25 protein-coding genes are annotated in these 26256 nt (G+C 47.1%); 14 read left to right on the top strand and 11 right to left on the bottom strand.

Annotated elements, in window-relative coordinates; all coding sequences use genetic code 11:
- Positions 1 to 124: 124 nt before the first annotated feature.
- The gene (locus MKY28_RS28275) at positions 125 to 2947 is read right to left on the bottom strand and encodes a glycoside hydrolase family 3 C-terminal domain-containing protein (RefSeq protein WP_340937617.1); all 2823 of its coding nucleotides are present in this window, start codon (positions 2945 to 2947) and stop codon (positions 125 to 127) included.
- 368 nt (positions 2948 to 3315) lie between these two features.
- On the opposite strand from MKY28_RS28275, the gene MKY28_RS28270 reads away from it, so the two are divergent.
- The 5 genes from MKY28_RS28270 to MKY28_RS28250 all read left to right on the top strand — a co-directional run bounded on the left by MKY28_RS28270 (position 3316) and on the right by MKY28_RS28250 (position 7765).
- A complete protein-coding gene (locus tag MKY28_RS28270; RefSeq protein WP_340937615.1) occupies positions 3316 to 4860 on the top strand; it encodes an FAD-dependent oxidoreductase in 1545 nt (514 codons plus the stop codon).
- Positions 4861 to 5155: 295 nt separating this feature from the next.
- Positions 5156 to 5485 carry a PadR family transcriptional regulator gene (locus tag MKY28_RS28265; RefSeq protein WP_036667851.1) on the top strand — a complete coding sequence of 110 codons (330 nt, stop codon included), beginning with the start codon at positions 5156 to 5158 and terminating at the stop codon, positions 5483 to 5485.
- On the top strand, positions 5478 to 6071 hold the full coding sequence (locus MKY28_RS28260) for an HAAS signaling domain-containing protein (protein WP_340937614.1): 594 nt from the start codon (positions 5478 to 5480) through the stop codon (positions 6069 to 6071). Before MKY28_RS28265 ends, MKY28_RS28260 begins: the two co-directional genes overlap by 8 nt.
- Positions 6068 to 6967 carry a DUF4097 family beta strand repeat-containing protein gene (locus MKY28_RS28255; RefSeq protein ID WP_340028184.1) on the top strand — a complete coding sequence of 300 codons (900 nt, stop codon included), beginning with the start codon at positions 6068 to 6070 and terminating at the stop codon, positions 6965 to 6967. Before MKY28_RS28260 ends, MKY28_RS28255 begins: the two co-directional genes overlap by 4 nt.
- 78 nt (positions 6968 to 7045) lie before the next feature.
- The gene (locus MKY28_RS28250; RefSeq protein WP_340028183.1) at positions 7046 to 7765 is read left to right on the top strand and encodes a 3-ketoacyl-ACP reductase; all 720 of its coding nucleotides are present in this window, start codon (positions 7046 to 7048) and stop codon (positions 7763 to 7765) included.
- Positions 7766 to 8057: 292 nt separating this feature from the next.
- Here the strand turns inward: MKY28_RS28250 and MKY28_RS28245 are convergent, their stop codons facing one another.
- Both MKY28_RS28245 and MKY28_RS28240 read right to left on the bottom strand, forming a co-directional pair.
- Positions 8058 to 8597 (bottom strand): helix-turn-helix domain-containing protein, encoded by a 540-nt coding sequence (locus tag MKY28_RS28245; protein ID WP_036667855.1) that lies wholly within the window; start codon positions 8595 to 8597, stop codon positions 8058 to 8060.
- 67 nt (positions 8598 to 8664) lie between these two features.
- Positions 8665 to 9030, bottom strand: coding sequence for a glyoxalase superfamily protein (locus tag MKY28_RS28240; RefSeq protein WP_340028182.1), 366 nt, complete (start codon positions 9028 to 9030; stop codon positions 8665 to 8667).
- A gap of 228 nt (positions 9031 to 9258) precedes the next feature.
- Here MKY28_RS28240 and MKY28_RS28235 point away from each other — a divergent pair, with 228 nt between their 5' ends.
- The 6 genes from MKY28_RS28235 to MKY28_RS28210 all read left to right on the top strand — a co-directional run bounded on the left by MKY28_RS28235 (position 9259) and on the right by MKY28_RS28210 (position 14591).
- Positions 9259 to 9933, top strand: a complete 675-nt coding sequence (locus MKY28_RS28235; RefSeq protein ID WP_100528303.1) for an alpha/beta hydrolase — start codon at positions 9259 to 9261, stop codon at positions 9931 to 9933.
- Complete coding sequence (locus MKY28_RS28230) at positions 9933 to 10703, top strand: DODA-type extradiol aromatic ring-opening family dioxygenase (protein ID WP_340937612.1); 771 nt, start codon at positions 9933 to 9935, stop codon at positions 10701 to 10703. Before MKY28_RS28235 ends, MKY28_RS28230 begins: the two co-directional genes overlap by 1 nt.
- A gap of 323 nt (positions 10704 to 11026) precedes the next feature.
- Positions 11027 to 11623: an SMI1/KNR4 family protein gene (locus MKY28_RS28225; protein WP_076328695.1), complete on the top strand. Its 597-nt coding sequence runs from the start codon at positions 11027 to 11029 to the stop codon at positions 11621 to 11623.
- A gap of 144 nt (positions 11624 to 11767) precedes the next feature.
- The gene (locus tag MKY28_RS28220) at positions 11768 to 12769 is read left to right on the top strand and encodes a cation diffusion facilitator family transporter (RefSeq protein WP_143781454.1); all 1002 of its coding nucleotides are present in this window, start codon (positions 11768 to 11770) and stop codon (positions 12767 to 12769) included.
- A 172-nt stretch (positions 12770 to 12941) separates the two neighbouring features.
- Entirely contained in the window at positions 12942 to 13838 is an 897-nt protein-coding gene (locus MKY28_RS28215) for an Abi family protein (protein ID WP_179086526.1), read from the top strand.
- Between the two features lie 252 nt (positions 13839 to 14090).
- Complete coding sequence (locus MKY28_RS28210; RefSeq protein ID WP_253503891.1) at positions 14091 to 14591, top strand: hypothetical protein; 501 nt, start codon at positions 14091 to 14093, stop codon at positions 14589 to 14591.
- Positions 14592 to 14917: 326 nt separating this feature from the next.
- Here the strand turns inward: MKY28_RS28210 and MKY28_RS28205 are convergent, their stop codons facing one another.
- From MKY28_RS28205 to MKY28_RS28190, 4 genes are read right to left on the bottom strand one after another with little or no spacing between them, the layout of a single operon-like run.
- Positions 14918 to 15991 (bottom strand): ABC transporter substrate-binding protein, encoded by a 1074-nt coding sequence (locus tag MKY28_RS28205; protein ID WP_074092622.1) that lies wholly within the window; start codon positions 15989 to 15991, stop codon positions 14918 to 14920.
- Positions 15988 to 16797: an ABC transporter permease gene (locus MKY28_RS28200; RefSeq protein WP_036612847.1), complete on the bottom strand. Its 810-nt coding sequence runs from the start codon at positions 16795 to 16797 to the stop codon at positions 15988 to 15990. The genes MKY28_RS28205 and MKY28_RS28200 overlap by 4 nt, the downstream gene beginning before the upstream one ends.
- Entirely contained in the window at positions 16772 to 17605 is an 834-nt protein-coding gene (locus tag MKY28_RS28195; RefSeq protein ID WP_017691799.1) for an ABC transporter permease, read from the bottom strand. The genes MKY28_RS28200 and MKY28_RS28195 overlap by 26 nt, the downstream gene beginning before the upstream one ends.
- Positions 17595 to 18704: an ABC transporter ATP-binding protein gene (locus MKY28_RS28190; protein WP_036612848.1), complete on the bottom strand. Its 1110-nt coding sequence runs from the start codon at positions 18702 to 18704 to the stop codon at positions 17595 to 17597. Before MKY28_RS28190 ends, MKY28_RS28195 begins: the two co-directional genes overlap by 11 nt.
- Before the next feature lie 255 nt (positions 18705 to 18959).
- On the opposite strand from MKY28_RS28190, the gene MKY28_RS28185 reads away from it, so the two are divergent.
- Positions 18960 to 20321, top strand: coding sequence for an MFS transporter (locus MKY28_RS28185; RefSeq protein WP_340937610.1), 1362 nt, complete (start codon positions 18960 to 18962; stop codon positions 20319 to 20321).
- Between the two features lie 49 nt (positions 20322 to 20370).
- Here MKY28_RS28185 and MKY28_RS28180 read toward each other — a convergent pair whose 3' ends face one another.
- The 3 genes from MKY28_RS28180 to MKY28_RS28170 form a co-directional block, all read right to left on the bottom strand.
- Complete coding sequence (locus tag MKY28_RS28180) at positions 20371 to 21582, bottom strand: nitric oxide synthase oxygenase (RefSeq protein ID WP_340937609.1); 1212 nt, start codon at positions 21580 to 21582, stop codon at positions 20371 to 20373.
- Between the two features lie 127 nt (positions 21583 to 21709).
- Positions 21710 to 22189: a Dps family protein gene (locus MKY28_RS28175; RefSeq protein ID WP_179088680.1), complete on the bottom strand. Its 480-nt coding sequence runs from the start codon at positions 22187 to 22189 to the stop codon at positions 21710 to 21712.
- Between the two features lie 382 nt (positions 22190 to 22571).
- The gene (locus MKY28_RS28170; protein ID WP_340937608.1) at positions 22572 to 23309 is read right to left on the bottom strand and encodes an HAD family hydrolase; all 738 of its coding nucleotides are present in this window, start codon (positions 23307 to 23309) and stop codon (positions 22572 to 22574) included.
- 288 nt (positions 23310 to 23597) lie between these two features.
- On the opposite strand from MKY28_RS28170, the gene MKY28_RS28165 reads away from it, so the two are divergent.
- A complete protein-coding gene (locus tag MKY28_RS28165; protein WP_340937607.1) occupies positions 23598 to 23861 on the top strand; it encodes a hypothetical protein in 264 nt (87 codons plus the stop codon).
- A 209-nt stretch (positions 23862 to 24070) separates the two neighbouring features.
- Positions 24071 to 24256: a hypothetical protein gene (locus MKY28_RS28160; protein ID WP_076332428.1), complete on the top strand. Its 186-nt coding sequence runs from the start codon at positions 24071 to 24073 to the stop codon at positions 24254 to 24256.
- Between the two features lie 181 nt (positions 24257 to 24437).
- Here the strand turns inward: MKY28_RS28160 and MKY28_RS28155 are convergent, their stop codons facing one another.
- Entirely contained in the window at positions 24438 to 26177 is a 1740-nt protein-coding gene (locus MKY28_RS28155; RefSeq protein ID WP_340937606.1) for an adenine deaminase C-terminal domain-containing protein, read from the bottom strand.
- Between the last annotated feature and the right edge of the window lie 79 nt (positions 26178 to 26256).

Genomic DNA, 26256 nt, shown 5'->3' with positions numbered 1-26256 from the left:
GGTTCATATCATAGAAATTTGCATAATTCGATTCCTACCGCTCAGGGGATTTATGCAAAATGGTCATTAAACAACAAACTAAGCCTCCGAATGTATTCGGAGGCTTTTTCATTAGCTATTTGACTTAACGGATCTCGAAGTGACTGATGCGCACACCTGCTGACAGCACAATGTATACATCCTGCGCACCTGATGCACCTGTGAGTTCCGCCTTCACGGTAGACCACTGCTGGGCTTCACCTTGCGCCAGTTCCACACGTCCTGCGAGCGTACCGTCTGGTGAACCGAGTCGAACTTCCAACACAGCGCCTGCTTGTTCTGCGGATACACGCGCTTCAATTGCTGTTGCCCCACTACCCAGATCGGCATCCTTAAAGGCAATCCATCCTTGCTCACCAACTACACGGACAGCACTTCCGCCCTCTTTGCTTTCATCCAGATCAACACCCAGGTAAGCATCATAATTCTCGGCACGAGTAGCCACACCCAGATTACGCGCAGGGATCGTCTCTCCTTCTACCGTCAGGTCTGCAACCAGCTGAACATCGGAGGATGACTTGGCAACCATGATGGAGTATGTTCCGCTTTCCACGACATAACGATCACGAGTCACATCCCAGATTGCCAGTTCATGCACAGGCAAGGTGAAGCTGACTTTTGCTGTAGCTCCCGCTTCGATATGAAGACGACGGAATCCTTTTAACGTTTTGAGTGGACGTTTTACCCGAGATTTGCCTGCACGAACGTACAACTGTACAACCTCGTCACTAGCACCTGAACCGGTATTGGTTACATCTACAGTTACCGTAACGTTGCCCTCTGTACCCACTTGAGCTGGGCTAAGTTCCAAATTGCTGTATTTAAACGTTGCATACGTCAGACCATGTCCAAACGGATACAATACATTGCCTTCAAAATATTGATACGTACGACCGGATTGAATGATATCGTAATCCTTGATGTCGGTCAGTTGATCTGCTGATTGTACCCATGTCATGTTCAAACGGCCTGCTGGCGCATAGTCGCCATAGAGTACGTCTGCTACTGCGTTACCCAGTTCCTGTCCTGCGTGTGAAGTGTACAATACCGCCGGGATGTTCTCCTGGACCCAATTCGATGTGAATGGATAGCTACCCACAATGACCACAACCGTTTTCGGGTTCGCGGCATAGACCGCCTCAACCAGACGTTGCTGGGATTCGGCCAGATCCAGACTTGGACGATCAATCTCTTCTTTACCATTTACAAGCGGATTATTACCAACAAAGACAATTGCCGTTTCCGCAGCCTTAGCCGCTGCTACCGCTTCTTCAAGTCCATTCACAACCACATCCTGCTTGAACGTCTCTGTGGCACCGAAGGTTTTCAGTTCTTCGGACACCGCGAATGCATCGTTTCCGCCATTAGGTGCAGTCACCGTTTTGCCATTCCAAGTAGTCAGACCTACACTTCCGTCCTGTTGTGGCAACAGGTGGAATACTTCCTTCACGAACCAGCCGTATACTTCATCAGCGGAAGCCGTTACGGTCTCTTCATCTGTGGTCAGATATTTGCCGTTGCTTTCGGCCTGCAAGGTATAACTTCCGAAGCCCCAGTCGGAAACCATAAACGTCTCCGCTTCTCCCGAAGCAATCACAGGTGATTTTTCACCTTCTGCCAGTCCAATTTTCTTCCCACTGGCTACGGAAGTTAACGTAATACGGTCATTACCATCCTTAAACGATACTTTATCGTTGCCTACTTTGCCACGGATCGCCTCAAGCGGGGATACGTTATACGGCATGGTGCCTGCATACCAGTCACGATAGACCGTTCCACCCAACTGACCAATCACAGCCACTTTACCAGCTTTTGTTTTGTCCAGCGGGAGCGTGCCTTTGTCGTTTTTGAGCAATACTACTTGTTCTCTAGCAGCTCTGAGCGACAGTTCTTTTGCTTTCTCCGTCATCATGGACTCTTCACCAATAGCAGCGTACGGGTTGCCCTCTTCCGGATCGAACTCGCCCAGACGGAAACGCACACGGAACGTATTAAACAACGCTTTGTCGATGTCATCCATCGTGAGTGTACCTTGTTCCAATCCTTCACGCAGTGCCTGTTTGGACAAATCAGCATCATCGGTAATGCTGTCAATTCCGGCTTTAACAGACTCTACCGTACCTGGTGTATGGGAATCATAGTATTTATGATCGTTCTTGATGCCCATTACGTCGCCTGCATCACTGACAACGAAACCATCCATGCCCCATTCGCCTTTGACAATCTCGTTCACAAAAGGATGCAACAACGCTGGCGTACCATTAATAGAGTTGTACGCCGTCATCATGGACTGTGCGCCGCCTTCCTTAAATGGCTTCTCAAACGCCTTCAGATAATACTCACGCATGTTACGTGGATCAATGCTGGACGAACCGCTTCCACGATCAACTTCGTTATTATTCGCAAGGAAATGCTTCAATGTAGCGACCGCTTTGTAATACTTCGGATGGTCGCCCTGAATTCCTTTCACCAATGCTGTTGTCAGCTCGGCTGTCAGTTCCGGATCTTCACCATACGCCTCTTCATTCCGTCCCCAGCGCGGGTCACGTTCCATATCCACTGTAGGTGCCCACAGCGTAAGACCGTTCACTGCCGGATTTCGTTTATAAAATACACGCGCCTCGTCTCCGAGTACGGAGCCAATCTCCTTCATCAGATCCGCATCCCATGTGCATGCAAGCCCCACCGGTTGTGGGAAAGATGTTGCTTCTCCAAGCCAGGCCAAGCCGTGGGCCGCTTCTGTTCCGTGTTTGTATGCAGGCACACCCAGGCGGTCTACTGCCGGCTGATATTGCAGCATGGATTCAATTTTTTCATCTTCCGTCAAGCGGGATACAAGGTCCTTCACCCGAGTGTCTAACTCTAGTGCTGTATCTTGAAACGGATATTTCGTTTGGTTGGTCGTCATATAGAATCTCCTTTGGTTATCGGTAGTTAATTAAATGATAGCGAATACATATATTATAAGAAGATAGGGGTTAATTCGGATGAAATCTTTCTTCCGATGGATCAATTAATCCTTTTATAATCAACGTTTACAGGTGTAAAACTTGATCTCCTTTTCAAAACCTAAAACGATTTCGGTAATCTTATCATATAGCATGTTTAACAAAAAAAACAGAGGTTCTGCACAGGAAATTGTGAACATCCCCTCTGCAAAATCTGAACAACACCGTTTTTTCCTGGCATAGTCTGGCAATCATGAATAAGAGTACAACGATGTGCGCTGAACGACAACCGCATCAACCGAATGATGATGATTAAGGAGGAAGACAAATGAACGACAATCAGCAGCCCAAGACGGGTCTGCCCCCGGTCCCCGAATCACTGTGGCGTGCTACGCATGAATTCGATAGCTATCCGAAACTGACAGAAGATATCACCGCGGATGTAGCGATTATTGGTGCCGGTATTGCCGGGATCACTACAGCCTATCTGCTCGCACAGACGGGTATGCGTGTAGTCGTGCTAGAAGCTGGAAAAGTATTGGATGGCACGACCGGTCATACCACGGCCAAGGTATCTGCACAGCACGGTGTCATATTTGATGAAATTATGCATCACTTCGGACAAGAACAGGCTCGGATGTACTATGAAGGCAATGCCGATGCCGCGAAGTGGATGCGCAATCTGGTGAAGGAAAAACAGGTTGATTGCCAGTGGGCAGAGGAAGATGCCTACGTCTACATTCAATCGGAGGAAAACATCAAAAAACTGGAGATCGAGCTGACCGCCTATGGCAAACTCAATATCCCTGGTGAGTGGGTAGACCCACTCCCTATTCCAGTTCCCGCAAGGGCAGGCATTCGCATGCCGGGTCAGGCACGATTTGATCCGCTAGCCTACCTGCACTACTTGCTCGATTCCGCTGTGAAACAAGGGGTGCGTATCTATGAGCACACCACCGTAACTGATGTGGAGGAGGATGCTTCACTACATGTCAGAACTTATGGAGATGGCCCATCCGTAACAGCGGAACATATTGTCGTGGCTTCTCATTTTCCCGTCTATGATCCCGGATTTTATTTCACACGATTACACGCCGAACGATCCTACGCTGTATTAGTCGAACCGGAGAAACCCTATGCGGGTGGCATGTACATCTCGGACGATACACCGTACCGCTCCTTGCGTACCGTCTTACATGATGGTAAGGAACTTATACTCTTTGGCGGTGAGAATCACAAAACTGGACAAGGCATCTGTACCTTTGGTCATTATGAACGCCTAGAGCAGTTCGCAGCGGAGACATTTGGCATCCGCAACATCCCTTTTCGCTGGTCAGCCCAGGATCTGATCTCCATCGACAAGGTGCCTTACATCGGACCGATTACCGGAAGACATGAACGAGTCTATGTGGCGACCGGGTTTGCCAAATGGGGAATGACAACTGGCACGATGGCAGGACACCTTCTTGCAGATCGCATCACTGGACGTGACAACCCTCATGCTGCCATATTCGATCCGGCAAGATTCAAGGCCGATCCTGGTATGAAACACTTTATTGTGGAAAATGTGAATGTAGCAAAGGAATTAATCTCCGGTAAAGTAGGCATTGTGCATAAAAAGGTTAGCGATATTGGTGAAGACGAAGGAGCCGTCGTTCGTCATAATGGCAAACGTGCTGGCGCCTACAAGGACACCAGTGGCAAGCTGTTTCTGGTGGATACCACCTGCACCCATCTGGGTTGCGAAGTCGAATGGAACGAGGGCGAACGTTCGTGGGATTGCCCATGCCATGGTTCCCGCTTTGATTATGCAGGCCATGTCATTGAGGGCCCTGCTGTGGAAGACCTTAAAGTCCTGGATGCACAAGAATAACCGACATTTAGCGATTAACCTGTAACCAAAGAAACAAAAGTTCATCTCACAGACCGGATCGGAATCCGCCTCCAGACGGAAGTAACCGATCCGGTTTTTGCGTATGCTGAATTATAGCTAAACAGACAGCTTCAGCTGATCATCAGTATTAAACAAACTTATTATCGATCAATCGTGATACGGAACTATTTTAAAGTCACTACCTTGCATCAAACAGTACTGGATGCTATGATGACTTCACCACTACTGAACAATATACACTAGCGATAAATGAAGCTACGAAGGAGGAACCTGTGTGAATGTGAACATCCAGTTCAAAAAAGGAGTATTGGAGCTGTGCGTCCTGGTATTAATTAACCGCCAGGATCGGTATGGCTACGAACTGGCTCAGGCAGTCTCCAAACATATCGAAGTTGCTGAAGGTGCACTGTATCCCTTGCTTCGCCGGCTTGTGAATGACGGTTACTGCACCACCTACCTGCAAGAATCAAGCGAAGGACCGCCGCGCAAGTATTACCGACTATCCGATACAGGTCGCGACTACATGACGGCACTGACGACAGAATGGAATGAATTTGTGCGCAATGTCGCAAATCTGATTGAGGAAGGAATCCCCAATGAATAGACAACAATTTATGAAAGCCATGGAAATTCATCTACGGCCGATGGACCCATTCGAACGGGCTGAGTTGCTCGCCGACTATGATCAACATTTCGAGCTTGGACTACGAGAAGGCAAGCTGGAAGAAGAGATCGCTCGGGAACTCGGACAGCCGGAAGAAATCGCCAAGGAAGCACTCGGTGATCGTTATGACATGCATACGCCGGGTTCAGATGCGTTCTATGCACCGACGTATCGCGAGATGCGGTCACCCAGAAACAACACCAGCGCCACTCGCAAATTTTTCACAGCCATCGGCCTGTTGTTCCTGAATCTGATCCTTGGCATCCCCCTTGGTCTCATGATGTGGTCGGTATGGCTTGTTATTGCCAGCCTTTCCTTGCTGGTAGTGGCTCCTGTAGCAGCAGTTGTGGACTTTGTATTCCTGGGCCAACTCGATAAACCGGAAATTTTCGTTGCGATTGGCGCTTTCGGTGTCGGCATTTTGTTTGCCATCGCATCGAAGTATGTCTTTAGAGCCTTCAAAATCGTCACTCTTCAATATATTAGATGGAATAAAAACACGATGAAAGGAGATGTTTCCGCATGAGTACCAAAAAATGGCTTGCGCTTGCCGTGATATGTATCGGAATAGGTTTGCTCGGGACATCCATCTATGGCGTTCAGTTCGGGGATGAACGGGAGCATTATTCCAAACGATGGGATTTCAAAGCAGATGAATTGCAGAACATTATCATGAATGCTAATTTCAGTGCAGATATTGAATTTGTCATATGCCCCGATTCGAATGGTTATATCGAAGTGGATGGTAAATGGGACCCTGCCATAGTCAAAAGCTTCGAACAAGCCACCTTATCCAAAGGCACATTCCAACTGGCTCAGACAGCACGTGAACAATTGCAATTTTTCACCTTGTACTGGAATGAGCAAGACTCCACAATAACCGTTGCTCTGCCTGAAGGACACCAATTAAATGAGGTTAAGCTGGACTCCTCTTCAAGTGAATGGGATCTGACAGGTCTAAATGCCAATCAGCTTGAGCTGAACAACACCTCAGGTTCCATACGTCTGGAAAACATCAAAGCGCCCAATATTGAATTGGTTCTAACTTCTGGCGACATTAACGCTTCCATGATTAATGGAGACATGACCGTGAAACAGACATCCGGAAGTTTTACGGCAGATCAGATTGCCGGTAATGTAAACAGTAAGATTAAATCAGGAGATATTGAGATTACTGAATTAAACGGCGCAGCTGATGTTCAATTCACTTCGGGTAGCATTCATATTGAACAGTCCCATTCCGCCCCGATTAATGCGTCGGGAACATCAGGAGATATTTTCATTCAAGCTGCACCTGATTTTGACGGAATTTATGACGCTAAAGCTACTTCCGGAAGTGTCGATGTACCTGAATCGCCAATGGTGAGCCGGGAAGTGATCAAGGCCCGTACTTCTTCTGGCAGCATCGAGATTACCAAATAGTGATGAAGCCAATTTCCGAACTGTGGGTAATAATAGTATAATTGAATGCTAGTCCATTTCTAAGGAGGAATTACCCACATGGAACTTAAAAATAAAACAGCGATCATCACAGGTGCCGGAAAAGGTATCGGCCGTGCGATCGCTGAAGCTCTTGCCAAAGAAGGAGTGCACCTCGGCCTTATTGCACGTACCGCTTCCGATCTTCAGGCTCTGCAACAGTCTCTGAGTCAAGAATACGGTGTGAAAGTAACCAGTGCAGTAGCAGATATCTCGGATCGCACGCAGGCCGAAGCCGCTGTAGCAGCCATCGAGATGGAACTCGGTGCGGTGGATATCCTTATCAATAATGCGGGGATCGGAAAGTTCGGAACGTTCATGGAGATGGAGCCGGAAGAGTGGGAGCGCATCCTGCATGTTAACGTTATGGGTACATATTACGTTACACGCGCTGTCCTTCCGAGCATGATCAAGGAAAGTAGCGGCAGCATTATCAATATTGCTTCCACTGCAGGTGAGCGCGGATTCGCTACAGGTTCGGCATACTGTGCGTCCAAGTTTGCATTGCTTGGCATGACCGAATCTCTGATGCAGGAAGTGCGCAAGTCCAACATTCGTGTAACGGCACTGACTCCAAGCACCGTTAATACGGAGCTTGCGACCAATGCCGGACTGAAAATTGGGGAGGAAGATCGCATGATGCAAGCGGAAGATGTAGCTGAACTTGCACTCGCAACGCTCAAGCTGTCCGACCGTGTCTTTGTCAAAGCAGCAGGCATCTGGACGACTAATCCACAATAGACAGGTGCTTCTGACCTTTCTAAGGAATCTCTCGCACCTTATTGTTGTCATATGCAGGAAATGAGGAACGTAACGAATCTCAGCGACGTTATTTCGCCAGAATTCTGTGGAATGTAGCCAAATTACACACACAGCAGTGAAATAAAGCGCCTGAGATTCGTTACATCTCGATATCTGCTTAGAATCATCTAATAGGGTTCGCTCAGTTCGTTAGAAATATAAAAGGACGTTTCCCATTGTACATGTATGCAGGTTCGCATGTTCATGACTTGGGAGCCGTCCTTTTTGTATTTTACAAATGATCCAGACCCAATTCTTTGGACACCGCAATGAGCACCACCGCAGGCTCCTCACCGATATTGGTCACTTCATGGGGCACGATCGCATTCCAGGTAAACGAATCACCCACTTCAAGAACTTCCACATCTTCGCATTGCTCCGCACGAATCTTGCCCTGCAACACCAGATGGCTCTCCTCCCCAGCATGTTTGCTAATCCCGGTCGAAGCACCTGGCGGTAACTCCACAATGGACATACGCATGGCACCTTTGGCTGTAAGCTGCTGCACTTTGATCTGTCCGCTTCCTGCTGTCGTCTCCTTACGCTCGTTCTTGCGTACCACGTTCATCCGTTGCTCTGGTGTCAGTAGCAAATAAGGAAGTGGCACTTCCAGATAATCCGCAATACTTTCAAGCGTAGCAATGGAAGGTGACGTTTTGTTGTTTTCCACGTTGCTGATAAAACCTTTGGACAACCCCGTTCCCTCGCACATCTGCATGATCGTAATCTGTTTCTGTTTGCGGATCGTACGAATAGCCAAGCCAATATCCATATTGCGTCCCTCCCCTTCTATTCATCTATATAAGACACCAGACGTAAGCTTAGCTACTACAGGTTATCTATTCGGCGCTTGCCTCAACAAATATAATCCGATTACCAAACGGATCTGTCACGGTCATTTCTCTTGATTGCCAAGGGGTCTCCTCTATACCGGGTCTCGCATGTTTGTACTCTTTCTGACGAAGTGCACCATGGAATGTATCCAAGTTATCCGTTTCCACGCGCAAGGCAGCTCCAGGTGTACAATCTCCATGATGTTCGGACAGATGAATCACGATGGAATCGAGCGAAACCTGCATATATAAGGGCATATCTTGCTCAAATCGATGTTCCCAATCCAATTGGAAACCCAGGTATTCAAGGTAAAACTCTCTAGCTTTATTTTCATCAAATATTCTCAAAATAGGCACGATACTTTTTAACATCCTGATCACGTCCTCGGGAATAAGATATGAACCATGCGCAGCGGCATTTATTGTAGAACCATTCAAGATTTTTTATAAACAACATATATTCATCATACAAAAAAAGTATTGACCCTACAATGAAACCATGATAAATTTTGTTCATAAATAAGAATATTTATTTCATATTGGTGAACTTAGTTGTCAGAACGATATATTTAACTCATTCCTCTTCAGGTGGTGTTTTCAATGAATTCTCCTTATATACATGAAGTCCGATTACCGTCTCATTACAATCCAGATCAGCGTTATCCCGTGATTTTCGCCTTACATGGCATGGGATCAGATGAGCAAGATATGCTTCGTTTGATGGAGCCTATGCAGTCTGATTTTATTATCGTCGCCATCCGTGGACCTATCGTTCAGGGTAGTGGTTATGCTTATTTTCAGATTAAAAGCATTGGCAACCCCATCCGTGAATTGTATGATGCCTCCGTTCAGGGACTGCAACAATTGATTGTTGATCTGTCCGCCAAATATGCTATTGATCCCACGCGGCGTTATATCGCCGGATTCAGCCAGGGCGCCATTATGGCAATGACCCTATCGCTGGTGATGGGAGATGCAATTAAAGGCATTGTAGCGATGAGTGGGTACATCCCGCAATTTGTGAAAGACGAGTACATGCTGCACCCCGATTCGGAGCTGTCTGTGTTCATCTCGCATGGGGATCAGGATCATCTATTCCCGCTGCAACTGGGGGAAGATAACGCCAATTTCTTCCGTCAACATACCGATCACGTCACATATGTACCTTACAACGGTGGACACCAGGTGACCCCCGATCTATATCAACAATTCCAACACTGGCTTCGGACGGATGCAAATCTGACTACCGAAGACCCGAAAGGACTGAATTCATAATGATGCCATCTCTTTTTATTGCTCACGGTGCCCCATCACTGGCACTGGAGGAGAATGTGTACACTGAATTTTTGCAAAAACTTGGACAGGAACTGCCAAAACCCAAAGCAATTGTGTTGTTCTCTGCTCACTGGGAATCCACAACCCAGCTTGTATCTTCGATAGCCAACTATGAGACCATTTATGATTTCGGCGGTTTCCAGCCCGAGCTGTATCAGATCAAGTACCCGGCTCAAGGACAGGCAGAGACCACAGCCGAGGTGGAACGTTTATTCACAGAAGCCGGGATTCCGGTACAGACCGATGACGTTCGTGGACTGGATCACGGCGCTTGGGTCGTTCTACGCCTGCTCTACCCGGATGCGGATATTCCTGTAATTGCCTTGTCCGTGAATCGCTATCTGACAGGTGAGCAGCAATATCAAGTCGGACAGGCACTCGCTTCCTTGCGCGAGCAGGACATTCTCGTGATTGGCAGCGGCGGAACTGTCCACAATCTACGTCGATTGAACTGGGAAAGCAATGGCGTTGACCCGTGGGCATCAGAGTTCGACAACTGGCTGCATGACAAGCTGGTGAGCTGGGATACAAAGTCTCTCTTCTCCTATGATAAACTGGCACCTTCAGCTCAAGCCGCCGTGCCTACTCCGGAGCATTTTGTACCGCTGCTACTCGCCATGGGTGCGGGAGATCAGAACAAACGTCCATCGCTCCTGTTCAAAGCCTATCAATATGGTAACCTGAGCTTGTCCTGTTGGAAGTTTGATTAAGAGGACTATGTAAAAGATTAGTTTCATTTATAAAGTAGATAAATAATTAGCGTGGGTTACAGGGATCATTCCTGTTGCTCACGCTTTATTTGTTGTTAGGAGAGAATTTCATGATGGTTGTACGTAATCGATTGGGATGGGGCTAAGTGTGCTGATATGCAACAACCGTCCTTGAATAATGAGACCATTGTAGTATGTAAGCAAGGACTTCGGTTTCTTGTGTGCTTTTCCGGATTATAACTATAATATGAGGTGAAATCAGGCACAGTTTGCTCGCATATCACTCACCATATTATCTGAATAGCTCATACGGAGGGAATTGGATGCCAGAACAGCGTATATATGAATTGATGGATGAACTGGATATGTTGCTGGAGGAGAAGGTACAAGATGAGGAAAACCGGGAGCTCTTGGAGGCTTATCGCGAGTTTGAAGGCGTGACGGATGAGCAGCTCGACGCATTCGAGCAGGAACACGATATTCGATTACCTGCTGATTTTCGTGCATTTTATAAACGTAAAAATGGGAGTGGTTATGGCTTTCACGTCTTGTATCCAAGCCTTGAGGAAGGACGGGAATCCGAACCATTTTACCTGTTATCCCTGGAAAAAATTCAAAAGGAGCAGTCCACGCTGGTGGAGAACCGCATGGATGATTATTTTACCGAAGAAGAGATCCGTGAGCTTGATCCCCGAATCAAACCCTACCTTTTTCAAAAGAAATGGATCACGTTTGGCATGCTTGGAGGTGGCTCACTGTATCTGATGTTCGACTTTGATCCGACAGAGCAAGGAACGGTTGGACAGATTATTATGTACGTGCATGACCCGGATTTTGTATATTATGTCGCTGGGACGTTTACGGAACTATTGGAACAATCCAACCGCAATTTACGTGCCTTGGAAGCCATTGAGTACTGAAATGCGCATGATGATATGACCTTTTTTGCATAATGCTGGGATATGTCAAAGCGGTTATAATAACATTTAGTGGAAATGCACATGCTGTATAGATAAGACTGCCTTTTCTACACCTAATACATTGATCTGGGAGGAACATACGAAGTGGCTGAACAACCGAAGTCTGAGAGCTTTATGTCTCTCGTCAAAAAAGGAAACACATCCTCCGCCGTAGCGATGGCAGGTAATGCCGTACTTGCTGTGTGCAAAGGGGGAGCCTTCCTATTCAGTGGCAGTGGTGCCATGTTCGCTTCGGCGATGCATTCACTCGCTGATGCCATTAACCAAGGATTTGTATTTGTCGGAAGTGTGTTGTCCGAGAAAAAACCTACACGCCGCTTCCCAACCGGATTCGGACGGGTCATTAACATTTTCTGCATGATCGCCGTGATTGTTGTTACCATTATGGCGTATGAAACGATCCATGAAGGTATCCATCTGTTGCAGCATCCTGTTGGTCATACCGGTGGTCTATGGATTAACATCGGAGTGCTCGTCTTGAACATTCTGATCGACGGGGCCATTCTGATCAAAGCCATGAAGGAAATTCTAAAAGAAGCACGCGCACCCAAAGCCGCCGGATTTGCCTTGGTCCCTGCTGCCATTAAAAATGTAGGCCGTGCTGCACCGCCAACCCGTCTCGTGTTCTACGAAGATGTTGTCGCTGTACTCGGTGCCCTGCTTGCGCTGATTTCCGTCGTGGTGATTGCCTTGACCAACTTTGCATTGCTCGATGGCATTGTGACAACGATTATTGGATGTCTGATGATCGCTGTAGCCTTCCGTGTCGGTTATGATAATATGATCGGATTGATCGGGGTTGCAGCTCCGCAGGATATTGAGGACAAAGTGTCCCAAACCATTCTGGCAGACACACACGTTGCTGACATTCAGATGATGCGTATCATTCAGGAAGGCCGTTATTATCATGTCGAAGGTCTGATTGAGTTGACCAAAGGACTCAGTCTTGCCGATGCGGATGACATCAAGTTCCGTATTCAGGAGAAACTGATGACAAACCCCGACATCGCCGACGCTGCCATCTCCATTATTGAGGATGACGGTGTGAACAGCTGGGGCAAGAAACATTCGGATGTGGTGAAATAACAAGCTTCGTTTTGGATGACTCAGCTTTACCATTCAGTAGTTGCTCAATTTAAGTTTAACTGTTGACTAAACAGTCAACGAATCGTATATTATTAATAACAGATCTCGCCCGCACCTCTGCTTATGCATGTGGAACAGGGCGAGACATTTTTGCGTTATGGGGGTATTTTCCTTGCCAGATGATGTTCAGCTACGTGAAATGAAAGCGCCTACTACATATGAAGAACAGCTCGAAAAGTTTAAAAACCGAAAAATGACAATTGAAAATGATGTAGAAGCAATTACAATCCTGAAACGCATTCACTATTACAGGTTTACTGCATATGCCTTAACTTTTAAACAGGATACCTCGGACAACTACATTGAAGGAACGACTTTCAACAAAGTGTATAAGCATTATTTGTTTGATGCAGCCCTTAGAAATCACTTTATGAAGATTGTCGAGTACATCGAGATTGCCTTAAGATCACAAATTTCATACAAGCTCGCCCACAAGTATGGTGCTCTTGGATATACGAATGCCGCTAATTTTTCTAAAATTCAATTTCACCAACGCTTTATGGAGGATTTGCAAAAATGCATTCAAAAACAGCACAAAGAAGTGCTTATTGCTCATCATAGAGAGAATTACCAAGATAGATATCCTATCTGGGCGGCCTTTGAAGTTAGTACAATTTCTATGATGTCCTCACTCTATAAAAATTTAAAAACGTCTGACAAAAAATCTATTGATCGAGAATACTACCCTTCTCGAAACATAAGTTATAGGGAACTTGAGAACTGGTTCCACGTCTTAACTGTTTTTAGGAATAGATGTGCTCACTACAGCAGACTTTTTAATTATAGAATCCCTGTTACCATAAGATACACACGAAATGATGAATTATTAGGCTTAGACAAAGCCTTTCTTTTTGGAGCTATCTACAATGCGAAGTACCTGATAAAGGATAGAACAATCTGGGATAGTTGGGTGACTGAGCTATCCTCATTAATCGAAGCTTACACTATAGTTGATATATCCCTTTTGGGATTCCCTACAAACTGGGAGCATCTGCTACGAAAGCAATGATAATTCTCTCTTGCAACATGCAAGCCTAAATCACATTTTTCTGTGTAACTTGTTCACCACCGTTTGGCACAGATTGTTTGCATGAAAAAACGACTGAGTATCTTTCGAACCTAGACTTTGGTCTAGGTTCATTTTAACTCCAAAGACGGAGGATAGAGTTTTCCAGTTCATGGTATGCTGTGAATAACGAAAGTAATTGCTCTACATACAACTGTTCGGAAAATTGATCTTGTATTAAGAAGGAGAGATATTATGGCTAAACGTACGATCCTTGCGCCTGTTCTCATTTTGCTGGGCGTGTACCTGATTCTGAACCAGGGAGGTTCACTCGGTCCGGGTACAATCTTCGCTACATTCTGGCCCACGTTGTTCGTGATTCCGCTCGGGCTGTTCTTCCACTGGCTGTACTTCTCCATGATTGGCAGAGGGGTTGGACTGCTGGTTCCTGGTGGACTGCTACTCACCGTCGGTATCGTCTGTCAGATCGCCATGTTGTTCAACAACTGGAGTACAATGTGGCCGGGCTTCATTCTGGCTGTAGCTGTTGGTTTGTTCGAATTGTATTGGTTTGGTGGTCGGAACAAATGGTTGCTGATCCCCATCAACATTCTAACAGTTATATCGCTGCTGTTCTTCGCTGTGATGTCGATTGGCTCGATGCTGAGCAGCTTGAGCTTTATCCAACCGTTCGTGGCGATTGTGCTGATTATGGGTGGGGCATGGATCATGGTGGGTCGCAAAAAACGCATGTAGTGGCAATTATATAAGATGAATGGGGTGCGATTAACTGAGTCACTGCGGTGACAGCACAACTTCGGATCGCTGTTATCCCCGGATTTTTTTGAATCCCATCTAGCAATGGGAAAATCCGTTGATAAAGGCGACCGCTTCGCTTCCTTCGTTTGTTCTGTCCCCTCCGTTAACGTTTGATCTTAAATGTTCATCTTATATGGCACTTCAAGCGCTTTTGCTTTGAAGCAGGTAATAAAAAGGGATGCTGCTTGTCATTCAAATGAAATGACGAGCAGCACCCCTTTATTTTTTTCAGATCTAACGAACTGTGCACACCCTATTGGCGGTTATTTACTGTGCATTTTAAACTCCAGGAACAGGTCGTTATAATGCGAGAGCATTTTTTTACCCAGATTATCGTAGACCTCCAGCTTACCTGTCAGTGTCTCGTCCGGATAGAAGCGCTCATCCTCCGAAATGTCCTCTGGCAGCAGCTTAAGTGCCTCGGCGTTTGGTGTGGAATACCCGACATACTCCGCATTGCGAGCGGCATGATCCGGGTCCAGCATGAAGTTGATAAACTGGTGAGCCCCTTCAATATTACTCGCTGTCTTCGGAATAACCATGTTATCGAACCAGAGGTTCGAGCCTTCTTCTGGCACCATGTAATCCAGCTTGTCGTTCTCATCCATAATCTCGGATGCATCCCCAGACCACACGAGTCCAACCGCTGCCTCCTCGTTCGCAAGCAGCATCTTGATCTCGTCTCCGACAATTGCTCTGACGTTTGGCGTCAGTGTAGACAGCTTCTTCAGCGCTTCTTGCAAATGGTCTTCGTTGGTATCATTCAGAGAATACCCAAGACTGTTTAATCCCATCCCAATGACTTCGCGTGCGCCATCAAGGAGCAGGATTTGGTTTTTCAGACGCGGGTCCCACAGGTCGTTCCAGCTATCAAACGTCAATCCATCCACCAGTTCGGGATTGTACACAACCCCCACCGTTCCCCAGAAATAAGGGATGGAGTACTTGTTGCCTTCATCAAAGGACAAGTCCATGAACCGCGGATCAATGTTATCCAGGTGGGTCAATTTGCTATGATCGAGTGGAACGAGTAGGTCTTCCTCTTTCATTTTGCTAATCGCATATTCAGAAGGAATTGCCACATCAAATGTGGTTCCCCCCTGCTCAATCTTGGTCAGCATCGCTTCATTGGAATCAAACGTCTGATAGATAACCTTAATGCCTGTCTCGTCCTCAAACTCCTTGAGCAGATCGGGGTCGATATAATCGCCCCAGTTATAGATGGTCAGCGTGTTTCCGCCAGAATACCCCTGACTCTTATTCAGATACGAAGCCAGGATCATCAGGGCAAACGCGGCGACAAAAACAAGCGCAAATGTCCGTACCAGTTGCTTCATGGTCGCAGCCCCTTTCCTCCGGGAGGTATCCGTGTTGCACGGCGGTTAATGAAGTAATATCCAACAACTAGCAACACGGTCAGCAGGAACAATAGGGTGGACAGAGCATTGATGGACAACGAAACGCCCTGCCTTGCTCTGGAGTATATCTCTACCGAGAGTGTGGAGTATCCATTACCCGTGACGAAGAATGTTACTGCAAAATCATCGAGCGAGTACGTCAATGCCATGAAGAATCCGGCAAAAATACCCGGTTTCACGTATGGCAACACCACACGCGTCAGAATCTGCCATGAACCAGCACCCAGATCGCGTGCCGCGTCCATCAGAGTTGGACTCATCTCCTGCAGCTTCGGCAGTACCATGATCACGACAATTGGTACGCTGAATGCAATATGAGACAGCAGAACCGAAGTGAAGCCCAGTTTGATACCAATCATGGTGAACAGAATCAGGAACGATGCACCAATGATGACATCCGGACTAACGATGAGCACGTTATTGAGTGACAGTAGCGTGTTCTTGGTCCGTTTGCGACGCACATGGTAGATCGCCAGTGCTCCTGCTACACCAAGGATCGTCGAGATCGCTGATGACAGGAGCGCAATGATAAATGTATTCAGCACAATGATGAGCAGCCGAGTATCAGCGAACACCTCTTTGTACCATTCAAGCGTGAATCCTTCGAAGCTGCGCATGTGGCCGCCACTATTGAAGGAATAGAAGATCAGATACGCAATCGGTGCGTACAATATGGCGAATACAACGGCTAGATAGACGTTAGACAGCTTTCCGTTTCTTCCCATTACGCACCTCCTTCTTGCCTGATCCAGTCAGGAACATAATAATCGCCATCGCAATAATCAAAAAGACGGCAATCGTTGAACCCATCCCCCAGTCCTGGGTGACGAGAAAATGCTGTTCAATCGCTGTTCCCAGCGTAATTACACGGTTCCCCGCAATGAGGCGGGTAATCATGAACAGAGACAGCGCAGGAATAAATACAGCCTGACAGCCTGATTTCACTCCACTAATCGTCAGTGGAAAGATAACCCGGCGGAATGTCAGCCACGATGAGGCTCCCAGATCGCGCGCCGCATAGATCAACGATGGATTCATCTCTTCCAGCGCATTGAAGATGGGCAGGATCATGAATGGAATGAAGATGTACACCGAGACAAAAATAAAGCTGAAATCGGTGAACAAAATCTGCTGTGTACCAATACCCACCACTTCAAGCAGGGAGTTGGTCAGACCGTACGTTCCGAACAGGCCGATGAAGGCGTACGCTTTTAGCAAAAGATTGATCCAGCTTGGCAGAATGATCAGCAGCAACCATAGCTGCTTGTGCTTCGTCCGGGTCAGCATATACGCCGTTGGATACGAGATCAGCAGTGAGAACGCCGTAATCAGAAATGCATACCAGAACGAACTGAGCGTCATCTGCAAGTACACCGGTGTGAAGAATCTGGCGTAGTTGCCAAACGTGAAGTTACCCTCCACATCGAAGAACGAATAATAGATGACCAGCAGAACCGGCGCCACAACAAACAACACCATCCATAATACATATGGAATCAGATACGCATTGCGTGTGCTGGCCTTAGTCTGCATGAGCGGCCTCTTGGTAGGCTTCGAGTCGTTTGTCAAACTCTTCTTCGGTCTCGTTAAAGCGCATGACGTGTACTGCTTCCGGGTCAAAATACAGTCCAATCCGTGCGCCGACAACGGCTTTCTTGGTTGAATGAACAAGCCACTCATTGCCCGCATCGTCGTACGTGGATATCTCGTAATGCACCCCGCGGAATAACTGGGAATCCACATTGACCTTGAGTTTGCCTTGGTCTTCGGTTGTAATCTCCAGATCCTCTGGGCGAATGACAATCTCTACCGGCTCGTCCCGCTGGAGACCCTGATCGACACACTCGTGCTGTGCGCCAGCGAATTCCACCACAAAGTCCTGCTTCATTTTGCCCGATACAATGTTCGATTCCCCGATAAAGTCTGCTACAAAGCGGTTAATCGGCTCATCATAGATATCATTCGGTGTACCGCTCTGTTGAATCACGCCGCCATTCAGGACAAAAATCTCGTCGGACATCGCCAAGGCTTCTTCCTGATCATGCGTAACAAAGATAAACGTGATGCCCAGTCGCTGTTGCAGCTCCCGTAGCTCGTACTGCATTTCGGTCCGTAATTTCAGATCAAGTGCCGAAAGCGGCTCGTCCAGTAGCAGAATTTCAGGTTCGTTCACAATCGCGCGTGCAATCGCGACACGTTGTCGTTGTCCGCCGGACATTTCGCCAATTTCCCGGTTTTCATACCCGGATAGATTGACGAATTTGAGGGCTTCCAACACTTTGCTGCGAATTTCAGCCGTTTTCATCTTTTTGATTCGCAAACCAAAGGCTACGTTCTCAAATACATTCAAATGTGGAAATAACGCATAATCCTGAAATACGGTATTCACCTGCCGCTGGTGGGCAGGCACTCGGTTGATGAGCGCACCGTTAAAATAAATACTGCCCTGTGTCGGCTCCGCAAAACCGGCAATCAGCCGCAATATCGTTGTTTTCCCGCAGCCCGATGGGCCAAGAAGCGTATAAAATTTACCCCGCTCAATCTCAAAGCTGACCGCCTTCAATACGGCTTCATCCTGGTCGTATTGCTGAGTCACCGCTTCGAAGCGGATAATCGGTTGTTGTTCTGACATGCTTCACATCGCCCCCTTATACTTGAGGTACCTCTTAAGTCTGTACACTTTTCGTTCATGCATCCTTATAGATAACCCATCTATTATATATGATTCAGGTATATCCGCAATGGTTTTGATGTAAACGCCGCGTGTCATTTCTTCTTATTTTCAAAAATTCTGCATACATTACGGGTAATGTCGATAATACGTACCCATATGGAGTAAATGAAGGATTTTAGGATTCCATTTTATGTGTGAGAGGAGTCTTGGCTCTTGGATATTCGTCGTAACCTGCCTTTGCTGATGACCATTTGTTTCTTAAGTCAGATGGGCGGATTCATGATCCTGCCCCTATTTCCTTTGTTTATTGAGGAATTCGGCCTGTCCGGCTGGATGATGGGGGTTATTTTTGCACTCTTTTATGTGGGGAAAGTAATTGGTGGCGTTCCAGCAGCGGCAATTTATAAGAAACTAGGTGGTAAAAAGGCTCTCATCCTGATGCTGATCCTGCTGGCTGGCTGTATGGGCGGCTTCGCGCTGTCTACTGCTGCGGTGTTATTCGGCCTGCTCCGACTTCTACAGGGGCTCGCTTCCACGGGCCTTACCGTGGTCGTACGTTCCATCATCGGAGATGAGGGTAATGTAGACAACCGCGGCCTGTACAATGGATATATCAGCAGTAGTGAGGGCGGCGGCATGGTGCTCGGTCCGGTCATAAGTGGCTGGCTCGCGCTGCACTGGCCATTGTCGGTGCCTTTTTTACTCGTTACCGTATGTTGTCTGATGGCCGTGGTCGCTGCGATGGGGATGAAGACAACGGCACAAGCTAGAGCTAATCTTAAATCCGGTGATACGTTAAGTGATCATCTATTAGAAGATCCTTCGGGTGTTGTTAAGCAGGAACCTCTGGTCAACTCAGCACACCCGGTGCTCCACACGGATGACACCCCTCCTTTACCTTCAACAACATCTGATGCACTGCATACGCAAGCTGCGGATACCTCCTTAACCTCCCAATCCAACCAAGCTCCCGAATCAACAACAACTGGCCCATACACAGGGTTCACCAGGCGGCAACAGCTTGTTGGCTACGGTACGGTACATTTTCTGGAGATGAGCGCCTATGCCGTATTTCTCACCTATTTTGCACTGTATGCAGCTCACATCATGCATTGGGACCCGTTTGCCACCAGTCTCGCCTTCACCGTCTCCGGGATTTCTACGCTTGCCGCTGCTCCCTTTGTTGGTTATCTCTCTGACCGGATGGGCGATCGTCTGCTGCTCTGCATGCTTGGCATGTTCCTGATTGGAATCGAAGTTGTTGTATTTCTAAGCACGTCCTCTCATCTATGGGTCTACGTTGGCATGCTGATTGGCGGGGTTGGCGGTGCATGTTACATGGATTCGTTCTTTGCTCATATTGGTGATCATGTCCCGGACGAGAATCGAAGTTCTGTCATAGGCAAAATTGTCTCTGCGGCCGAGATCGGCTCCATCGTTTCTCCACTGGTTGCTGCGTTGCTTACGGAAGTTGGATCGCTTTACTCTGTGTTTATGTTCAATCTGGTGCTGATTGCTGCTGCCATTGTAGTTCAGGCCGCGATGCGCAGTCGATATCGATTGAAAGAGGGGTAGTTCTTCGTTTGATAAAAATGGATCACAAAAAATAACCCGTCTGCACAATTTAGTGTGCAAACGGGCATTTCATTGGTGCATCTCCGGCCTGCGGCTGGTGATTCTCTACCTGTGCATTCTGCTGCTCACTGCTTCGCAGTTCTGCGGCAGATGCCACGCCATCTTTCAGGGTATACGCCTGATCCTGACGGAAAAAGTTCGGCTTCACGATCTCATTACGATAGGAGCTGTGGAAAATATGTGTTGTCGCCGGGGACACTGGCGGAATCAGCCACACCCAATCTCCGGTCAGTTCACGCCCAGCCTTCTCTTCCCGCTGTTCAAATAAATCGAACTGCGCTGCTGCTGTGTGGTGATCCACAATGCTCACGCCTGCTTTTTTGAACGAATACAGCACAGCCACATTCAGCTCCACCAACGCCCGGTCCTTCCACAATGTCGTTTCACTCGACGTATTCAATCCAAATGCTGCCGCCACCGCAGGCAGTTTGTTATACCGGAACGTATCCGCCAGATTACGGGCGCCGATCTCGGTACCCATATACCAACCATTGAATGGTGCTGCTGGATAAGATATACCGCCAATCTCCAGTCGCATATCAGCAATCATCGGCACACCGTACCAGCGCATGCCCAGCTCGGCAATTTCCACTTGCTCCGGATGTTCAATAAGAACTTCCACAATCTCTTCTTCTGGCACAACATACCACTCTGGGGCTTGTCCTTGTCCCTGAATAATGAGCGGTAACACATCATAGGGGCTACCTGCCCCTTGCCAGCCAAGTGACATCGCCGCCTTGGTCAGCTCCACCGAAGCAGGATCTCCGATAATACCTTGCTCTGTCTCATATCCCGCATAACGAATAAGCTGATGATTCCAGAGGCGTACCGGAGTTCCATTCGGCCCAGCCGGTGGAAGGATGGTAATCATCGGAATTACTTTGCCACCGTTGGATGCTACATGGATATGATTCAGCACAGCTTCCGCTGCCGTTCCTGCCGTATCAGCATGACGGGCGTCCACGATGCGAAGTTTATCCCAGAACAGCCGCCCGATGCAGCGGTTGCTGTTTCGCCATGCCATTTTACAACCCTGCTCCAATTCCTCAGTGGTATGCACATAAGTACCGGTTACTTCGATCTCTCCCATAACGGCAACAAGCCGGGCCTCTGCGTCTTCACGCGAATGGCCCAGCTCTTCATAACATGTATATATAAACCGTTCAGCTTCTTCCTGCAATTGTTCCAGGTCTGACCGCATTGTTCATTCCACCATTCTGTACATCTTGAATGCCATCATTATACGGCAAGCGCACCGGATTTGTAAGCGAACGGACACTTTGTTCACGGACTCTACATATCGTTGTCAGGATGTAGGGTGACTTTGCTTATTTGCCCAGAAATGCGGTTAACATCCAGACCTCTTTATCCAGGGCAGCGGTGAATCCAATCAGCATATCTTCTGTTGCATTATCTTCCGCTTCTCCTGCTTCGTGAATGCCTTGACGAATCACTTCCACCATCGTGTGCAAATCAGCAACCACCGACTCTACCATACGTTCAGCAGACAACCGGCCTTGTGCCTCTTCAATCGGAGAGAGACGCAGCTGTTCAGTCATCGTAGCCACCGGACGTCCACCAATAGCAAGCAAACGTTCTGCAACTTCGTCCATATTTGCCGTAGCCAAATTGTACAGTTCTTCGAATTTGGCATGCAGTGTGAAGAAATGTGGTCCTTGGACATACCAGTGGAAGTTATGCAGTTTCGTGTACAATACGGACCAACCTGCGATCTGACGGTTCAAAACCTCTTGAAGTGCTGTGGCATTGTTAGCAAAAGTGTTGTTTCTAGTTTGGATTGTGCTCATGGAATTTATCCCCTCTCGAATATAAAAATAGAATTTGAATTTTATAATGGATTGCTTTGATTCGCTTCTTTTAATTTAGACTTAATCTAAATCTTGTTTTAATTATAACACTGCATATACTATTTGGGAAGGATTTTGCCCTGTCTTGTGCATGAAGATTCCATGAAGCTGAGCTTCATCCTATATCATTATAAAAAGTGGAGTTCACTGGCCACACGGCTGATTAATGAGGATCTGTAGTACTGCTTGCACCAGATCCCACTTTTTATTTATACCTTTAATTACGCTCACATACTGCGAATATTCTCACAGTGCAAATAACGCAAAAACAGCCCTTCATCTCCGTGAGATGATAGGACTGCATGAACCCACCTGTACAATTTTATTGCTTAACAAACTCAAAAGTCAGGATGCGACTGATCTCTTCATAGCTTGATGCTACAAAATGAGGTTGATGATCGGACTCCGGCAGCGCCTCCCGATGGTTAAACCAGATGACTGTCCAACCTGCATCCACTGCACCTACCACATCATTACGCCACGAGTCGCCGATGTAATAGCTGGATCGGGCATCTGTCCCGGATTGCTTACTCACATATTCGAACAACCTTCGATCCGGCTTCGCATAACCAGTCGTACCGGAGATAAAGACCAGATGCTCGTCCACGAGACTGAGCACATCCAGTGCTTCAAGCTTGCGGAGCTGATGCTCTCCTTCTCCATTGGTGATTAGACCAACGGTATGGCCTTCTGCCTGAAGCCTTCTGATTAACTCATACGCTCCTTCAAAAGGTACAATCTCGAACTGTCTGCTCATATACTGTGCTTGCAGTTTTTCAGCCTGTCCCGATTGTAGGGGTAGTCCAAATTCCTCCATCGTCAACTCAAACCTCCGACGGCGCATTCGCTCTACTCCATCCGTTTCTGGTACAGCGGACAGATCTTCTTGTGCAGACAGCCAGTCACTATAATAACGAAAACGATGATAGGCCTCAGCATAAGGGAACTCATCGGGCAGGCCGAGAACGTCCTGCAACGCGCCACGAAGTGGCTGCAAGTGATCATATAACGTATCATCTACGTCGAAAAATATCGTTTTAGCATTATTTATTTCATTCATAATGGTTGTCTATCCTCCTGCTTTTGCGTCCAAACACTCTTTTCTTACTACTATATATGTATTCCTATGCATCGTCCAAAAGGGATTTGTTGCGTGATCATCTCTACTCCAGAACAGTGCCCATAATAACGCTTAGACCAGAATTGATCGGACGGCTTTATATGTTAAAATAAGGATGATTAAATCTGAGGTGATGACGATGTTCAACCCAAAATTCTTCTTCTATTAGTTGTGCTCAAGGCACTGGCTACTCAAGCCAAAATCTAGCCCGGTACAACGGGGATGAAGATGTTCACACAGGAAGAGATTCAATCATGGGAAAATGAAACAGCTTTTGCACAGAGACACAACAAGAAGTTCATTGATCCAAGAAAAGAAAAGCTGAAAGATCACCGTAAAGGAATCAAGAGCACGCATTACAACAAAGAATGTAAACCCAATCGTAAACATGATTATCGTCCGTATAGAACCAAAATGAAGCGTCTCATGCACTATGAGCAATATGATCTTCTGTACAACTATAAACGTACAAGCGGTTGGCTTACCTGGTAGATCAAATATAGAAGAGTAGTTCCTTACATCATCGTGTCCTGCTATTTATGATGAATAGTAGGACACGATGGTGGAGGACTCTTTTCCAATGGAGTACATAGCCTTGCTCAAATATTAGCCGTGGACAATCAGTGATTGCCTCATCCCAGTTACTGGAATATAATTTATTAAAGAGCACATCCAAAATGATAAAAAGGTGGAATGAAAATATGAGTACTTCTGTAAAGAAATGCACCGATTGTGGAAGCACGTCTTTCGTACAGGCATCAGACTTCATCAATCTTCGTCCATTGGATAAGAAATTGTCAATTGGTTCGGAAAGAGTATATACCGTTTGTTTGGATTGCGGGGAAGTGGTCTCCATTAAGGTGAAAAATCCAGAGAAATTAAAATAAGCGGGGTTCGGATTATATATAATTACACGAACATGATAATACGAATATGAATCCGTGAAAAAGAAGCCCCGGCTCACCTGAGTGAACTGGGGCTTCTTTTTTTTATAAAACACACAAACGTTATAACAACGAATAATCTAAGGGATCATCGCAAGCAGATCACCAGATGTGTCTATCAAACTTAAACAATTAACGATACAACCTCACCTGCATTCACATCAATCAGGCCATAGTCCGTAATCTTCAGCGCGGGACTTACCGCAAGGGAGTGCGTGCTAATCGACATGATCGGATTGTAATGCACGTACCCAAGAGACAACATCGCTGCTCTCAGTTCCTTCACTTGATGGGATACCACTGCGAGTGGTTCTTCCGTCAAAATGCCACCTACGGGAAGTTCCAGATGGGACAGCACCTTGCCATCTTCCACCACACAGAACCCACCCTGGCTCGAAATCACTGTGTTAGCTGCCAATATCATATCTTCACGATTACGTCCTACAACCAGCAGGTTGTGATTGTCGTGTGAGTATGTCGTTGCAATAGCACCACGCTTGATGGTGTCTCCACCGATCAGACCATGTGCACGATTGCCGTTCACGCCATAACGTTCAAAGGTAGCGATTTGTGCATATCCGCTTTCTTCCCATAACAATTCGCCATCCGAAGACTGAACTGGTGCAATATGCTCTTCCACAAAAGTAGAACCATCCTTCACCATCATGACACGGCATTGGTGCTCACCTTCACCAGCGAGTTCAACACCTGATCCACTGACTTTTGGGTCTGACAACTGAATCGCAAAATCTGCTACGCCCAGCTTCTCCAACTGTACACTCTTATAGAAGTGAGGTGGGAACTGCCCGGTTATGCGCTCCTGCTTATACGGTTCGTAATCGTCATAAGCTTTGCGGCCGTTTTTGTACACCTGATCAATAGCGAGCTCCTCTAGGTTGGATACCAACACATAATCGGCCACTTTGCCTGGGGCAACGCTGCCACGATCGGTCATTTTCATCCGGGAAGCAGGGGTTGATGTTGCTGCATAAATCGCGTCTTCCGGACACATCCCCATCTGAATTGCCTTCCGTACGATATGATCCAGATGACCACGCTCCACCAGTGAATCCGGCATCACATCATCCGTTACGAAGCAGAAATGCTGCGCCACATCATGTTGAATCAGGTACTCCATGACTTCCGGGGTCATTGATTTCTCCTGAATTTCAATAAACATACCTGCCGCAATCCGCGCCTGCAATCCCTCAATGCTCTGATGAGTGTGGTCGGAATCGATGCCAGCGTAGATCAGTCGATGCAGATCAAGTCCAAGCAGTTTCGGTGTATGACCTTCGATCACCAGGTCGGGATAGTTTTTGCGAATATGCTGTAAAATCTGGTTTGTCTTACACTCCGGATCACGGATGACATCGACATAGTTCATGATCTCGCCCAGACAGATGATCTCGCCAGTCGCGAGCAACACGTCCATATCTTCAATCTCGATCGAACCACCTGTTGTCTCCATCGGGGTTGCCGGAACGGAACTTGGGATCGCATAGAACATATCCACGGTGGTGTCCCGACTCACAGCCATCATCTCCTGCACACCTTCCAGCCCGAACACATTCGCCATCTCATGCGGTTCTGCGACAATGGATGTTACCCCGCAGCCAATCAGACCATGAGAAAAGGTTTCCGGTGTCACCATCGTACTTTCGATATGCAGATGGATATCGATCAAGCCAGGAATCATGTATCTTCCCCGCGCATCAATGACTTCGTCTGCCTGAATCAACTCAGGTCCACCGGGTCCAACATACAGGAATCTGCCGCCCAACACAGCGACGTTGTTCATTTCAAACCGTTTATAATAACTGTTATACACATGTACATTCACAATTAGTTGATCTGCACGCATGGGGCATAATCTCCTTCTTCACAAGCATTTCACCGCGATCCGGACTGAACAATGAACCTGTACTTTAATCAGATGCACT

It is taken from the genome of Paenibacillus sp. FSL R5-0473, assembly GCF_038004565.1.
GTDB lineage: Bacteria > Bacillota > Bacilli > Paenibacillales > Paenibacillaceae > Paenibacillus > Paenibacillus amylolyticus.
The sequence above is the reverse complement of the archived record's forward strand: the minus strand, read 5'-3'. Positions and strand labels throughout refer to the sequence as shown.

Bases quoted from the DNA above. Each gene is read 5' to 3' on its own strand.
- MKY28_RS28275 (WP_340937617.1), bottom strand. From the start codon at position 2,947: ATGACGACCAACCAAACGAAATATCCGTTTCAAGATACAGCACTAGAG.
- MKY28_RS28270 (WP_340937615.1), top strand. From the start codon at position 3,316: ATGAACGACAATCAGCAGCCCAAGACGGGTCTGCCCCCGGTCCCCGAA.
- MKY28_RS28260 (WP_340937614.1), top strand. From the start codon at position 5,478: ATGAATAGACAACAATTTATGAAAGCCATGGAAATTCATCTACGGCCG.
- MKY28_RS28255 (WP_340028184.1), top strand. From the start codon at position 6,068: ATGAGTACCAAAAAATGGCTTGCGCTTGCCGTGATATGTATCGGAATA.
- MKY28_RS28250 (WP_340028183.1), top strand. From the start codon at position 7,046: ATGGAACTTAAAAATAAAACAGCGATCATCACAGGTGCCGGAAAAGGT.
- MKY28_RS28245 (WP_036667855.1), bottom strand. From the start codon at position 8,597: ATGGATATTGGCTTGGCTATTCGTACGATCCGCAAACAGAAACAGATT.
- MKY28_RS28240 (WP_340028182.1), bottom strand. From the start codon at position 9,030: ATGTTAAAAAGTATCGTGCCTATTTTGAGAATATTTGATGAAAATAAA.
- MKY28_RS28235 (WP_100528303.1), top strand. From the start codon at position 9,259: ATGAATTCTCCTTATATACATGAAGTCCGATTACCGTCTCATTACAAT.
- MKY28_RS28230 (WP_340937612.1), top strand. From the start codon at position 9,933: ATGATGCCATCTCTTTTTATTGCTCACGGTGCCCCATCACTGGCACTG.
- MKY28_RS28225 (WP_076328695.1), top strand. From the start codon at position 11,027: ATGCCAGAACAGCGTATATATGAATTGATGGATGAACTGGATATGTTG.
- MKY28_RS28210 (WP_253503891.1), top strand. From the start codon at position 14,091: ATGGCTAAACGTACGATCCTTGCGCCTGTTCTCATTTTGCTGGGCGTG.
- MKY28_RS28205 (WP_074092622.1), bottom strand. From the start codon at position 15,991: ATGAAGCAACTGGTACGGACATTTGCGCTTGTTTTTGTCGCCGCGTTT.
- MKY28_RS28200 (WP_036612847.1), bottom strand. From the start codon at position 16,797: ATGGGAAGAAACGGAAAGCTGTCTAACGTCTATCTAGCCGTTGTATTC.
- MKY28_RS28195 (WP_017691799.1), bottom strand. From the start codon at position 17,605: ATGCAGACTAAGGCCAGCACACGCAATGCGTATCTGATTCCATATGTA.
- MKY28_RS28190 (WP_036612848.1), bottom strand. From the start codon at position 18,704: ATGTCAGAACAACAACCGATTATCCGCTTCGAAGCGGTGACTCAGCAA.
- MKY28_RS28180 (WP_340937609.1), bottom strand. From the start codon at position 21,582: ATGCGGTCAGACCTGGAACAATTGCAGGAAGAAGCTGAACGGTTTATA.
- MKY28_RS28175 (WP_179088680.1), bottom strand. From the start codon at position 22,189: ATGAGCACAATCCAAACTAGAAACAACACTTTTGCTAACAATGCCACA.
- MKY28_RS28170 (WP_340937608.1), bottom strand. From the start codon at position 23,309: ATGAATGAAATAAATAATGCTAAAACGATATTTTTCGACGTAGATGAT.
- MKY28_RS28165 (WP_340937607.1), top strand. From the start codon at position 23,598: ATGTTCACACAGGAAGAGATTCAATCATGGGAAAATGAAACAGCTTTT.
- MKY28_RS28160 (WP_076332428.1), top strand. From the start codon at position 24,071: ATGAGTACTTCTGTAAAGAAATGCACCGATTGTGGAAGCACGTCTTTC.
- MKY28_RS28155 (WP_340937606.1), bottom strand. From the start codon at position 26,177: ATGCGTGCAGATCAACTAATTGTGAATGTACATGTGTATAACAGTTAT.